The organism is Collinsella sp. AF20-14LB (assembly GCF_003459505.1).
GTDB lineage: Bacteria > Actinomycetota > Coriobacteriia > Coriobacteriales > Coriobacteriaceae > Collinsella.
The window spans coordinates 26,525-39,380 of record NZ_QRWD01000006.1 but is presented as its reverse complement, the minus strand read 5'-3'; the positions used below and the strand labels follow the sequence as shown (position 1 = coordinate 39,380).

The following is a 12,856-nucleotide window of genomic DNA, read 5'->3' as shown; positions in this document are numbered from 1 at the left end:
GTCTTTCGATCCGGTGGCAATTGTAGGTGAACTCGGTTGCTGTCGGATGATGATTCTGCCGTGTCGCTACATGCGGCTCGGAGACCTTGTCAGGATGAGAAGCGTATGGTGCTCAAAATCGTTAGAACCGTCTGGCCAGTGATGCTTACCTATGTTGCAATAGGCGCGCCGTGCGGAATGATCATGGGGCAGACGGGAATGGAACCCTGGATGGTCTTTGCTCTGAGCAGCACGTTCGTGACGGGCAGCGGGCAGTTTATGATCTGCAATCTGTGGCTGGCAGGTGTGCCTGCGGCGTCGATCGTCGCGAGCGTTGCTGCCATCTCCTCGCGCTTTGCGCTTTACTCGGCATCGATCACGTCGCATCTGACGGGTGCCTCGAAGAGTCAGACGCTGGCTGTTGCCGCGACACTTACCGAGGAGGCATATGGCATCTCGCTTGCCAAGTTGGTTGAAGGGGAGGATTGGGGCCCGCGCGAGTCCTTTGTGCTCAACGTGATCCTTATCGCAACATGGGGCGTATCGTGTACGACGGGCGCCATCGTCGGCGCCGTTGTCGATGTTCCCACCGCCATTGCAGCCTTTGTCTGCACCTCGCTCTTTATCTGCCTGCTCTTTTCGCAGCGGCTGTCGCGCGGCAACGTTGTCGCGGCGGTTTCGGGCGCGGTGTCCGTCGCCGTATGCAAGTTCTTGGGCCTCACGAATATTGCCGTGCCGGCAAGCGTCGTGGCCGGCATGGCCATTGCGTTGGCGTGCGATGCTGTATTTGACGGAAGAGGTGCCCGCGATGCCCGTTAACGAGTTCTTGGTTCTGTGGCTGTCGTCGTGGGCTGCTATCGCGTTCTTTCGCATCGCGCCGGCGTTCGCCTTGCGCGGGCGGACCCTGTCGCCCCGTATTACCGAGGCCCTGGGCTATATCCCGCCCGCTGCCTTTGCCGCGCTGGTCGCCAACGACTTGGTGAGTCCCGGCGCGTTCGACGCGGGGCTCTGGCCTGCCTTGGTTCCCTGGATTGCGGCCGCCGGCGTCGTGGTCGTGGCGGTCAAGACAAAATCGATGCTGTGGTGCTGCGTCTCGGGCATCGTACTCTATATCGTCTTGAGCCTTATATAGGGGTGGCGTCGCGGGCGCCGAATCTCGTTCCATCCCAACTTGTCGAGTTTTTCACCGAGCTGGTCTATTTCTTCTGGTACCATGGTCAAACTTTACTGTAGCAAAGCGTGACGTGGGCTTTTGTACCCCGTCAGCGGAAATGGGGGTTTCATGGCACAGGAAGCAACCGCCAACGAGCAAAAGAAATTCAAGGTCCCGCGCATCCCGGGCGACATCATGATTTATCCGATGATCGTCGGTCTTTTGCTCAACACCTTCTGCCCGCAGGTTTTTGAGATCGGCGGATTCTTTACGGCTGCCTGCCGCGGTGGCTCCAATACCATCGTCGCCGCGATCCTGCTGTTTGTGGGCGCCGGCATCAGCTTTAAGTCCACGCCGGGCGCTATCAAGACCGGCATCGTCGTGCTGATTCCCAAGCTGGTCGTCGCAGCGGCTCTCGGCCTGGGCGTGGCATATTTCTTTAACGACAACTTCCTGGGTCTGAGCTCCGTGTCTATCATCGGCGGCATCACGTTTTGCAACATGGCGCTCTATACGGGCATCATGGGCGAGTTCGGTGATGAGTCTGAGCAGGGCGCCGTCGGTATCCTGTTCTTTACGGCCGGCCCCGCCGTCACGATGATCATCCTCGGTGTTTCCGGCCTCGCCAACATTCCCATTGGCACCATTATCGGCTCCATCTTGCCACTCGTTATTGGCATGGTTCTGGGCAACCTGTTCCCGTTTATCAAGAACCTGCTGGTTCCCGGTGCCAATCCCGCGATTGCCGTCATCGGATTTCAGCTCGGTGCGTCCATGAGCCTGTCGAGCTTTATCACCGGCGGTATTTCCGGCATCTTGCTGGGCCTTGTCACGCTGTTTGTCGTCGGTCCCATCACCTTTGCGTTCGAGCGTCTGTGCGGCGGCAATGGCAAGGCCGCTGTGGCTTGCTCCACCATTGCCGGCACGGCTATGACCACACCGGTTGCCCTCGCCGAGGTCGCACCGCGCTACGCCGAGCTTGCGCCCACCGCGTACGCTCAGATCGCCACCGCCGTTATCATCACGGCGATCATGGCTCCGATTCTGACTGGCTGGGTCGACAAGAAGTTCTGCCAAGGCAAGGAGGATCTGTCGCCTGTCGGTGTCGAGGCCATAGAGGAGGCCGTCGCGACTGACATCGATGGCGAGTAGCAATCGATACCCATCAATGATGCCGGCGTGTGCAATTCGCGCCGTATGGGCGCCCGAACAGAAACTGTTTTGCAGTGATGTTCGGGCGCTCTGCTATTATCCCCTTTACCCCTGTGGAGTAAAGGGGTGTTTATTGCCCTGATTCGAATTGGGCGATTCTGACCACTTGGGTATTGAAGGGATGGCGCTAGTGGTTAAGGCACTCAAGATTGAGATATTCGTGCTATGCATGATTGTTCTTATCGGGCTTGCCGTGCGAAGTCGTCGCTCCTTGTTCTCGAGCACCCAGCAGCTATTGTTTAGCATGCTTGGCTACACCTCTGCCGCGTACATATTATTCGATATGATCTGGACGCTTTCGGACGGTGTGGACGGCACGTTGGGCATTGCTGCCAACTGGATTTCCAACGCGGTTTCGTTTTCGCTCTTTGCTATCGCGTGTCTCATTTGGTTTATCTATTCCGAGACGGTGCAGGGTTCTCGCCTTTTGACCTCGCGCTATAGGGTGGTGCTTGTAGCGTTGCCTACGGCTCTGGTGGTCGTGCTGGCGTTTACCAGTTACTGGACGCACGCCCTGTTCTATATCGATTCGCAGGGCGTGTATCGTCGCGGCTTTGCCTATATGATCCAGCCCATCGTCAGCTACTGTTACGTTATACATACGTCCCTGCATGCATTTGTGCAATCTCGCAGGGTCGAGAGCCTGCAGACGAAGGCCATCTATCGAACCTTGGCATTTTTCGCCATTCCGGCCCTGGTGGGCGGTACCTTTCAGGTCGTATACTCGGTGCCCGGCCTTTGTGTCGGCATAATGATTAGCATGTTGCTGCTCTACATCATCTACCAGGAGCAGCTCATCTCGACCGACCCGTTGACTGGACTTAACAATCGCAACCGTTTTGAGACCTATATGCTGTCGCTCTTCTCAAATGTGGATCAGGCCGAAGATGTATATCTGCTTATGATGGACGCCGACGGCTTTAAGCAGATTAACGATCGCTATGGGCATGTGGAGGGCGACCATGCTCTTCAGGTCATATCCGCTGCGCTCAAAGAAGTCTGCTCGGCGTCTGGCGGCTTTATCGCACGTTATGGTGGCGATGAGTTCGTGGTGCTCCAAAAGGCAGTGGCGGAACAGGATATCATGCATCTGTGCGCGACAATCAACGATGAGCTCGCGCGCGCCGAGGTTCCGTATCTGTTGCGGATGTCCATCGGCTGCGCACGGGTCGGTGATGGCGTCGATACCTGGCAAGACTTGTTTCGTGCTGCCGACGCGGAGCTCTACCGCGTAAAGCGCGAGAAGAAGAAAGCCGGCGCCCAGATACGCTAGAAAAAGGGCGCACGCTGGCGGGCGTGGCGGCCCTCGGCTCTCCGATGTACTCCATTAAGCTAAAGCATGTGAACCCCCTCTGCTAAATAGGGGTAGTTCGTTAGACCTTTTTGGGCCTGTTGACGATGATGATGCCGCCGCAGACCAACAGCAGGGCAACAAGTACGGTAACAGGGCTCGTGCCAGCGCCCTCGCCGAGCAGCAGAGCGCTCAACAGTACGCCAAAGACTGGATTCATAAAGCCAAAGACCGACACACGGCTGACGGGGTTGACGGCAAGCAGACGCGACCATAGCGAGTACGCGACGGCGGAAATGAGTGCCATATAGATAATGAGTGCGATGGCGGGGATGATCGCGGTGGGGGAGAGCGCGCCGCCCATCAAAAACCCGATGGTGGTAAGGACCAAACCTCCGACTAAAAACTGCCAGCCGGCGAGCAAGACGCCGTCATGCTTGCGCGAGAAGATGCCGATCAGGCAGGTCGAAAGAGCACCCGCGACAGTGGAGGCTAGGATAAAGCCCTCGCCATCGAGCCTGAAGCCAAAGGTGCCATCTGCGCCCGAGAGGTTGACGAGCGCGACGCCGGCAAAGCCCAGCGCACAGCCAAGCACCTTGGCCGTATTGAGCTTCTCGGTGTGAAATGCCAGGGCGGCAAAGAGGATTGCGAGGAAGTTGGCGCTGGCCTCGATGATGGAGCTCGACATGGCGCTGGCGTGCGAGAGGCCCAGATAGAAAAAGAAGTACTGCCCGATAGTCTGGAAGAGCGACAAGACAAAGATGGGCTTGATGTCGCGAGCCTGCGGAATGAGGGGGCGGCGCTGGGCCGCACTCATCCCAACGATAACCAGGGCGCCGGCAAGCGTGAAGCGCAAGCCCGCAAAGAGCAGCTGCGAGGCGCTATCGTGCGCCGGGATACCAAAGAGTGCGTAGCCGATCTTGATGCAGGGAAAGGCCGATCCCCAGAGCGCGCAACAAACAAGACAGCCCAGGATGAGTCCGGGCAGGGTGGCGAGATACGGCTTGCGGCTTTCCATGATGTCCTTCCTGCATGCGCGAAGCAAAAAAGAACCCGCCACCGGATGTGTCGGTGGCGGGTGTTGTTACCCGAGGGGATTGTACCCGATGGGAAAGGTTTAAGCGAAGTAGGCCACGCCGCTCTCAAAGATCGGCATGAACTTATCGCCGGGGACATGCTCGGGCACGTTGCGGTACAGGTTGTCGCCGCGACGCTCGGCATGGCCCATCTTGCCCAGGACGCGGCCGTCGGGGCTCGTGATGCCCTCGATGGCGAGTGCGGAGCCGTTGGGGTTGACGGAAAGATCCATGCTGGGCTTTCCGTCTTCACCCACGTACTGCGTGGCGACCTGGCCGTTGGCGATCAGCTGGGCGAGCACCTCGTCATTGGCGACAAAGCGGCCCTCGCCGTGGCTGATGGCGACGGTGTAGGGGTCGTCCAGGCTGCACTGCGAAAGCCACGGGGACAGGTTGGACGAGATACGGGTGCGCACCAGACGGCTCTGGTGGCGACCGATGGTGTTGAACGTCAGCGTGGGCGCATCGGGCGTGGCGTCGACGATGTCGCCGTAGGGCACCAGGCCGAGCTTGATCAGGGCCTGGAAGCCGTTGCAGATGCCCAGCATCAGGCCATCGCGGGCCTTGAGCAAGTCGCGGACTGCCTCGGTGACCTCGGGAGCGCGGAAGAACGCCGTGATGAACTTGGCAGAGCCGTCGGGCTCGTCGCCGCCCGAGAAGCCGCCGGGGATCATAACGATCTGGCTTGCACGGATGCGGCGCGCAAGCTCGTGGGTGCTCTCGGCGACGGCCTCGGGCGTGAGGTTGTTGATCACGAAGGTGTCGGCCTCGGCACCGGCGGCACGGAAGGCGCGGGCGCTGTCGTACTCGCAGTTGTTGCCGGGGAACACGGGGATGATCACGCGCGGGCGGGCGATCTTGGCGCCGCCGAACACGTGGATATCCTTGGCGCGGAAGTCGATGGTCTCGACCTCGGGGGTCTCGCCGGCGCTGCGGTAGGTGAAGACGCCCTCGATGCCGCTCTCCCAGGCCTCCTGGAGCTCGGCGAGCTCGATGACCTCGGAGCCGGTGTCGATGACATAGCCCTCGACGGTGGTGCCCAGGGGCTCGACGACAACGCCGTCGGCGACTTCGGGCAGCTCGGCGTCCTCGGCGAGCTCGACGATAAAGCTGCCGTAGAGCGGGGTGAAGAGGCTCTCCACGTCCACGTCCTCGGCAAGCTCGATACCGATCTGGTTACCGACGCACATCTTAAAGAGGCTCTCGGCGCCGCAGCCGTAGCCGGGCGTGGAGACGGCCAGGGCGTCGCCGGTAGCGGTGAGCGCCTCGACGGCGTCAAACGCGGCGAGCAGCTGCTGGGCATCGGGGCGGTAGTCCTCGCCATAGGTGGCGGGGGCGATACGGACGACGCGGTGTGTGAGGCCCTTGAACTCGGGGGAGACAGCGCGGGCCGCCTTGCCCACGGCGACAGCGAAGCTGATCAGGGTCGGCGGAACGTTGAGCTCGCCGGCCTCGTCCTCAAACGAGCCGCTCATGGAGTCCTTGCCGCCGATGGCGCCGGCACCCAGGTCGACTTGGGCCATGAGGGCGCCCAGGACGGCTGCCGTGGGCTTGCCCCAGCGCTCGGCCTCGGTGCGCAGACGCTCGAAGTACTCCTGGAAGGAGAGATAGGCGCGCTTGTGCTCAAAGCCGGCAGCCACGAGCTTGGCGATGGACTCGACCACGGACAGGTAGGCGCCCGCAAACTGGTCGGCCTCCATCAGATAAGGGTTGAAGCCCCATGCCATGGCACTCGCCGTGGTGGTCTCGCCGTCCACGGGGAACTTGGCGACCATGGCAGAGCTCGGGGTGAGCTGCGTCTTGCCGCCAAAGGGCATGAGCACGGTTGCGGCACCGATGGTGGAGTCGAAGCGCTCGGAAAGGCCCTTGTTGGAGGCAACGTTGAGGTCGGTGACAAGCGAGGTCATGCGCTCGGCAAGCGTGGTGCCGGCCCAGCTGGGCTGCCACACGCTGCGGGCGCAGACGTGAGCAGTCTGATGCTTGGGCGCACCGTTGGAGTTGAGGAACTCACGGGACAGGTCGACGATGGCGACGCCGTTCCAGGCCATGCGCATGCGCGGCTCGGCGGTAACCTCGGCGATAACGGTAGCCTCCAGGTTCTCCTCGGCGGCGTAGCCCATGAACTCCTCGACATCACCGTCGGCGACGGCGCAGGCCATGCGCTCCTGAGACTCGGAAATGGCGAGCTCGGTGCCGTCCAGGCCGTCGTACTTCTTGGTCACGGTATCGAGGTCGACATACAGGCCGTCGGCAAGCTCGCCCACGGCGACCGAGACGCCGCCGGCGCCAAAGTCGTTGCAGCGTTTGATCAGACGGCAGGCGTCGCCGCGGCGGAACAGACGCTGCAGCTTGCGCTCGACCGGGGCGTTGCCCTTCTGGACCTCGGCGCCCGAGGTCTCGATGGACTCGGTATTCTGGGTCTTGGAGGAGCCGGTGGCGCCGCCGATGCCGTCACGGCCGGTGCGGCCGCCCAGCAGGATGATCTTGTCGGTGGGGGCGGGGCACTCGCGGCGCACGTGGTTTGCCGGGGTAGCGCCCACGACGGCGCCAACCTCCATGCGCTTGGCCACGTAGCCGGGGTGATAGAGTTCGTTGACCTGACCGGTGGCAAGGCCGATCTGGTTGCCGTAGCTGGAGTAGCCGGCGGCAGCAGTGGTCACGAGCTTACGCTGCGGCAGCTTGCCCTCGAGCGTCTCGGACACGGGGACGGTGGGGTCGCCGGCGCCGGTGACACGCATGGCCTGGTACACGTAGCTGCGGCCCGACAGCGGGTCGCGGATGGCACCGCCCACGCAGGTGGCGGCACCGCCGAAGGGCTCGATCTCGGTCGGGTGGTTGTGGGTCTCGTTCTTAAAGAGGAACAGCCAGTCCTGGTCCTCGCCGTCGACATCGACCTTCACCTTGACGGTGCAGGCGTTAATCTCCTCGGACTCGTCGACATCGGTCATGACGCCGGTCTTCTTGAGGTACTTGGCGCCGATGGTGCCCATGTCCATGAGGCAGACGGGCTTGGTGTCGCGACCGAGTTCGTGGCGCATCTCCATGTAGCGGTCGAAGGCCTGCTGCACCACGGCGTCGTCGATCGTCACGTCGTCCAGGACGGTGCCGAAGGTGGTGTGGCGGCAGTGATCGGACCAGTAGGTGTCGATCACGCGGATCTCGGTGATGGTGGGGTCGCGATCCTCATCGCGGAAGTACTGCTGGCAGAAGGCGATGTCCGCCTCGTCCATGGCAAGGCCGCGCTCGGAAATAAAGGCGGCAAGGCCGGCTTCGTCGAGCTCGCGGAAACCGTCGAGCACCTCGACGGGCTGGGGCTCGGGGGTCTCCATGTACAGCGTCTCGGGCAGGTCGAGCGAGGCGATGCGCGCCTCGACGGGGTTCACCACGTAGTGCTTGATGGCATCAATGGCGGCCTCGTCCAGAGCGCCCGAGATCATATAGACCTTGGCGGAGCGCACGGCGGGGCGCTCGCCCTGGCTGATGAGCTGCACGCACTCGCTGGCGGAGTCGGCGCGCTGGTCAAACTGGCCAGGCAGGAATTCGACGGCAAAGACGGCGCCATCGCTTGCGGGGAGCTCGTCGTAGGTCACATCGACCTGGGGCTCGCTAAAGACGGTCGGCACGCAGGACCGGAAAAGCTCCTTGTCGATGCCCTCGACGTCGTAGCGGTTGATAATCCTCAGGGCCTCGATGCCCTTGATGCCGAGAATTTCGGTCAGCTCGCCCTTGAGCTGCTGAGCCTCGACGTCGAACCCGGGTTTCTTCTCCACGTAGATACGAGAGACCATTGGTTCCTGCCTTCCTGATCGGTTGGGCGTACGGTACGGTATGCGGCAGCGGTCGGTTTGCGGGGTCTGCCCTGCGGTCGCCTTGAGCCACATGTTTGTAAACCTCACTATGATACGACAGCTCGCGGCGCGTTGAGGACGGCGAGGGTGCTACAGTGAAGCGCAAACAAGAGAAAGGCATCACATGGCATTCGTTTCGCTCGCCATCATCGCACTCGTGGCCTTTGCGAGTCCTTTTATCGCCTCGGCGATTCCCGGAAAACCCGTTCCCGAGACGGTCTTTTTGCTCGTGCTCGGCGCGGTACTGGGACCCCATATGCTCGGCGTCATCCATGTAGATGCTGAGGTCTCGCTTGTGTCCGAGCTGGGCCTGGCCTTTTTGTTCCTGCTTGCCGGCTTTGAGATCGACCCCAAGAGCATCACAGGCGTCGAGGGGCGCTACGGCTTGGCGACGTGGGTCGTCACGTTTGGTATCGCCTGGCTTGCCGTGCGCTTTACCCCGTGGTTCTCAGTCAGTCATTTCGACGGTATCGCCGTGACGCTTGCCCTCACTTCGACGGCGCTCGGTACGCTTGTGCCCATCATGCGTGAGCGCTCGCTCACCGGCACGCGCGTGGGCGACTCGATTCTCGCGTATGGCACTTGGGGCGAGCTCGGTCCCGTGCTCGCCATGTCGGTGCTGTTGTCTGCCCGCACTGGTATCCAAACGCTCGTTATCCTTGGCTTGTTTGCGGTGGTTTGCGTGTTGCTGGCCGTGGTCCCGAGCCGCTCCAAGCGCGTCGGCAGCCGCTTCTTTGCATTTGTTGAGGAGCGCGCCGATACCACGTCGCAGACCTTCGTGCGCCTGACGGTGCTCATCCTGGTCACGCTCGTGGCATTCTCGGCTGTCTTTGATCTCGACATCGTGTTGGGTTCTTTTGCCGCCGGCTTTGTCCTGCGCTATATCATCCCCGAGGGCAACCATACGCTCGAGACCAAGCTCGACGGTCTGGCCTACGGTTTTTTGATTCCGGTGTTCTTTACCGTATCGGGCGCAAAGATCGATCTGACGGCCGTGGCGTCGCGCCCGGGTCTGCTCGTGGGCTTTATCGTGGCGTTGTTGATTATTCGTGCCGTGCCCATTCTTATTTCCATGAGCATTTGTCCTGCGACGCGCGATGTGTCGGCGTATGGTCGCATTACCGTGGCCCTGTACTGCACCACGGCGCTGCCGATCATCGTTGCCGTTACGAGCGTTGCCGTCAACGCGGGCGCGCTGTCGCAAGATATTGCGTCGGTCATGGTTGCCGCCGGTGCCATCACGGTGTTCTTGATGCCATTGCTCGCGCAGCTCTTCTACCGCGTGGTGGATGCCGCACCGGTCGCCGCCGTGGCAGAGGTTGCCGAGCATCCATCCGATGCGCTCGACATCTTGCGCGCCCACCACGACCTAGCGAGCTTGCTCGCGCGCGAGCACGAGCTGCTGACCTCGCATGGCCATGGTCGCGTATTCGAGGGCCTGCCTACGCTCGATACGATTGCCGAGCGTCTTTCCGCCGAGGCAGCGAGCGGCCACATCGATGCCCGCATCGTGGACGCGGCGCACCTGCTTGCCGATAAGACCTATGGAGACGAGGTCGACCCGTCCGAGCTGACTCCGCGTGAGCGCCGCCGCCTGGAGCGCGCCAAGCTCGCTGTGCGCGAATACCGCCGTCGCATGCTGGAGCTCTATGCGCGCGAAGAAGCCGAAGACGACGACGGTAAGTAGTCGATACTTTCTCGGGGAAGCCGCGTCCCGCTTTGAAGGCTCGGAACGGGATGTGGTTTCCGAAACGGGGGCCGTTGGGAAGCTGTGTCCCGGAATGGGCGCTCAGAGTGGGATGCAGTTTCCGCAAGGAGGTCCTGGGGGAAACCGTGCCCCGTTCTGATCCGAAATACTGGGACATAGTTTCCCTTTCATAACAGGAGAAGGCGCGCTGTCTGCAGTTGATTCAGACGGCGCGCCTTTTTGGTTGAGCTATGTTGAAGCTTGAAGCCAAAGCTTGTGGCTCCTTAGGAGCGGGCGGCTCCGTCGACGGGGAGCACGGCGCCCGTGACATAGGAGGACATGTCGCTCGCCAGGAAAACAAAGGCGTTGGCGACATCCTCGGGCTCGCCCATGCGACCCAGCGGAATGGTGGCGATGATGGGCTTGATGACCTCTTCGGGCAGGTTGGCGACCATGTCGGTCTTAGTCACGCCGGGGGCGACGGCGTTGACGCGGATGCCCATGGGAGCGAGCTCGCGCGAGAGCGACTGGACCATACCGTTGACGGCAAACTTGGACGTGGGGTAACCGACGCCGGAGGGCTGGCCGTACTTGGCGACCATCGAGCTTGTGGTAGTGATGGTGCCGCCGTGGCCGGCCTCGGTCATGATCTTGGCGGCAGCCTGGTGGCCATTAAAGACGGCGACGACGTTGAGGTCCATAACTTTGGCGAACTCCTCGGCCGTGTAGTCCAAGAGGGGTGAACGCTGGGAGATACCGGCATTGTTGACGACCGTGTCCAAGCCGCCCATGTCGGCTGCAGTCTGCGTAAAGGCCTCAGTCACGGCCTCGAGCGAGGTGAGATCGCAGGAGCGACCCCAGACCTTGGCGTCGGGATAGGCGGCTGTCAGCTTCTCAACGGCCGTGTCGGCAGTCTCCTGGCGCGAGCCAAAGACGGTGACGGCAGCGCCTTCCTCGATAAAACGGCAGGCGATGGCATAGCCGATACCGCGTGTGCCTCCGGTGATGATTGCTTTCTTGCCCTCGAGCAACATGGTGCTTCCTCTCATCGCGGGCGGACATTCGCAGCACAGCGTAGCGGTAGTCGGAATCGGCCGCGTTTGCATATCGGTGAACGGTAGCCCGCGTTACCGATGAGCGGCTCGCGCAAATATGCTTTGCCGTTGTGCTTAGGGCAGGTGACAAAAGGGCTCCCGTCCCACATCGGACGGGAGCCCTCAAGGCGCGTATTGCTAGGCGAGCGTTGGGCTAGTTCGCCATGACGCCTTCGGTCCAAGCCTCAACGTCCTCGATGCGCAGGACGTTGGCGACCTCGGCCACGCAGCCGACGCTGGCAAGCTCGGCGGCGGCAGCCTGGACGTCCTTCTCGAGCGCGCGGTGCGTCAGGAAGATGACCGAGCAGGCATCGCTGACGCCCGATTTGCCGTCCTCGACCTGGTTGATGAGCGAGATCGAGATGTTGTGCTTGGCAAAGATGTCGACCGTCTCGGACAGGGCGCCCACGCGGTCGGCGACTTTCAGGCGCACATAGTACTTGGTCTGGAGCTCGTCCATGGGCTTAAAGGTGAGGTTGTGGCCATAGGGCTCAATCTCGGGCAGCGGAGCCACGCCGCGGCTGATCTGCTCGGAGAGCGACAGGATATCGCCCACGACGGCGCTCGCGGTGGGGAAGGAGCCTGCGCCCGCGCCGTAGAACATGGTCTCGCCCACGGCGTCGCCTACCACGTAGACGGCGTTCATGGCGCCGTTGACCTTGGCGAGCATATGGTCTGCGGGGATCAGCGTGGGATGCACGCGAACGTCGACGCCAGCGTCGGTGTTGCGGGCGATGCCGAGCAGTTTGATGGTGTAGCCGAGCTCGCGGGCCTGGGCGATGTCCTCGGCGCCGATGGTGCGGATACCCTGCTGGTACACATCATCGGTGGTAACGCGGGTGCCAAAGCCGATGGAGGCGAGGATGGCCGTCTTGCTGGCGGCATCGAAGCCGTCGACGTCGGCGGACGGGTCGGCCTCGGCATAGCCCTTAGCCTGTGCGTCGGCGAGCACGTCAGCGTAATCGGCGCCCTCGGCGTCCATGCGCGACAGGATGTAGTTGGTGGTGCCGTTGAGGATGCCGGCGATGGTCAGGATCTTGTTACCCACCAGGTCGTGCTCGAGTGTGCTGACAATGGGGATGCCGCCACCGCAGCTGGCCTCGCACTTAATCTGCACGCCGCACGCACGCGCCTTCTCGGCAAGCGTCTCGACATGGCGGCCCAGCAGGGCCTTGTTGGCGGAGACGACATGCTTGCCGTTCTCGAAGGCAGTGGTGAAGATCTCGGTTGCGGGATGCTCGCCACCAATCAGCTCGACGACGATGTCGACGGCGGGGTCGGTGACGACATCGTGCCAGTCGCTCGTAAAGGCCTCGCGCTCAATGCCTGCCGCCTCGGCCTGCTCCCAAGCAAGCGCGCAGGCGCGGGTCAGCTTAAGGTCGATGCCGTAGGCTGCCAGGTACTCATCGTGGTGGCTCTTGATCAGACGGGCCACGCCGCCGCCGACGGTTCCCAGACCGATCAGACCGACGTTCACGGTGCGCAGGGGTTCGCTCATAGATAACTCCTTCGTGCA

Annotated in this window: 9 protein-coding genes; 5 read left to right on the top strand and 4 right to left on the bottom strand. The window is 62.0% G+C overall.

The window, feature by feature from the left end; translation table 11 throughout:
* Positions 1-105 precede the first annotated feature (105 nt).
* From DWX63_RS04300 to DWX63_RS04285, 4 genes are all read left to right on the top strand, one after another.
* Positions 106-798 (top strand): AzlC family ABC transporter permease, encoded by a 693-nt coding sequence (locus tag DWX63_RS04300; protein WP_117842909.1) that lies wholly within the window; start codon positions 106-108, stop codon positions 796-798.
* Positions 788-1,111: an AzlD domain-containing protein gene (locus DWX63_RS04295; protein ID WP_035137063.1), complete on the top strand. Its 324-nt coding sequence runs from the start codon at positions 788-790 to the stop codon at positions 1,109-1,111. Before DWX63_RS04300 ends, DWX63_RS04295 begins: the two co-directional genes overlap by 11 nt.
* Positions 1,112-1,261: 150 nt before the next feature.
* Positions 1,262-2,284 carry a 2-keto-3-deoxygluconate permease gene (locus DWX63_RS04290; protein WP_117645720.1) on the top strand — a complete coding sequence of 341 codons (1,023 nt, stop codon included), beginning with the start codon at positions 1,262-1,264 and terminating at the stop codon, positions 2,282-2,284.
* A 229-nt stretch (positions 2,285-2,513) separates the two neighbouring features.
* Positions 2,514-3,617 (top strand): diguanylate cyclase, encoded by a 1,104-nt coding sequence (locus tag DWX63_RS04285; RefSeq protein WP_158559607.1) that lies wholly within the window; start codon positions 2,514-2,516, stop codon positions 3,615-3,617.
* A 100-nt stretch (positions 3,618-3,717) separates the two neighbouring features.
* Here the strand turns inward: DWX63_RS04285 and DWX63_RS04280 are convergent, their stop codons facing one another.
* Both DWX63_RS04280 and DWX63_RS04275 read right to left on the bottom strand, forming a co-directional pair.
* Complete coding sequence (locus DWX63_RS04280) at positions 3,718-4,653, bottom strand: DMT family transporter (protein WP_117842907.1); 936 nt, start codon at positions 4,651-4,653, stop codon at positions 3,718-3,720.
* A 99-nt stretch (positions 4,654-4,752) separates the two neighbouring features.
* The gene (locus DWX63_RS04275) at positions 4,753-8,499 is read right to left on the bottom strand and encodes a phosphoribosylformylglycinamidine synthase (protein ID WP_117842906.1); all 3,747 of its coding nucleotides are present in this window, start codon (positions 8,497-8,499) and stop codon (positions 4,753-4,755) included.
* Positions 8,500-8,683: 184 nt separating this feature from the next.
* Here DWX63_RS04275 and DWX63_RS04270 point away from each other — a divergent pair, with 184 nt between their 5' ends.
* Positions 8,684-10,246, top strand: a complete 1,563-nt coding sequence (locus DWX63_RS04270; RefSeq protein WP_006234446.1) for a cation:proton antiporter — start codon at positions 8,684-8,686, stop codon at positions 10,244-10,246.
* A 284-nt stretch (positions 10,247-10,530) separates the two neighbouring features.
* Here DWX63_RS04270 and DWX63_RS04265 read toward each other — a convergent pair whose 3' ends face one another.
* On the bottom strand, positions 10,531-11,280 hold the full coding sequence (locus DWX63_RS04265) for an SDR family NAD(P)-dependent oxidoreductase (protein WP_117645711.1): 750 nt from the start codon (positions 11,278-11,280) through the stop codon (positions 10,531-10,533).
* A 214-nt stretch (positions 11,281-11,494) separates the two neighbouring features.
* The gene (locus DWX63_RS04260; RefSeq protein ID WP_117645709.1) at positions 11,495-12,838 is read right to left on the bottom strand and encodes a homoserine dehydrogenase; all 1,344 of its coding nucleotides are present in this window, start codon (positions 12,836-12,838) and stop codon (positions 11,495-11,497) included.
* Positions 12,839-12,856: the final 18 nt, after the last annotated feature.

Coding starts and splice junctions, on each gene's coding strand:
- DWX63_RS04300 (WP_117842909.1), top strand. CDS start 106: ATGGTGCTCAAAATCGTTAGAACCGTCTGGCCAGTGATGCTTACCTAT.
- DWX63_RS04295 (WP_035137063.1), top strand. CDS start 788: ATGCCCGTTAACGAGTTCTTGGTTCTGTGGCTGTCGTCGTGGGCTGCT.
- DWX63_RS04290 (WP_117645720.1), top strand. CDS start 1,262: ATGGCACAGGAAGCAACCGCCAACGAGCAAAAGAAATTCAAGGTCCCG.
- DWX63_RS04285 (WP_158559607.1), top strand. CDS start 2,514: ATGATTGTTCTTATCGGGCTTGCCGTGCGAAGTCGTCGCTCCTTGTTC.
- DWX63_RS04280 (WP_117842907.1), bottom strand. CDS start 4,653: ATGGAAAGCCGCAAGCCGTATCTCGCCACCCTGCCCGGACTCATCCTG.
- DWX63_RS04275 (WP_117842906.1), bottom strand. CDS start 8,499: ATGGTCTCTCGTATCTACGTGGAGAAGAAACCCGGGTTCGACGTCGAG.
- DWX63_RS04270 (WP_006234446.1), top strand. CDS start 8,684: ATGGCATTCGTTTCGCTCGCCATCATCGCACTCGTGGCCTTTGCGAGT.
- DWX63_RS04265 (WP_117645711.1), bottom strand. CDS start 11,280: ATGTTGCTCGAGGGCAAGAAAGCAATCATCACCGGAGGCACACGCGGT.
- DWX63_RS04260 (WP_117645709.1), bottom strand. CDS start 12,838: ATGAGCGAACCCCTGCGCACCGTGAACGTCGGTCTGATCGGTCTGGGA.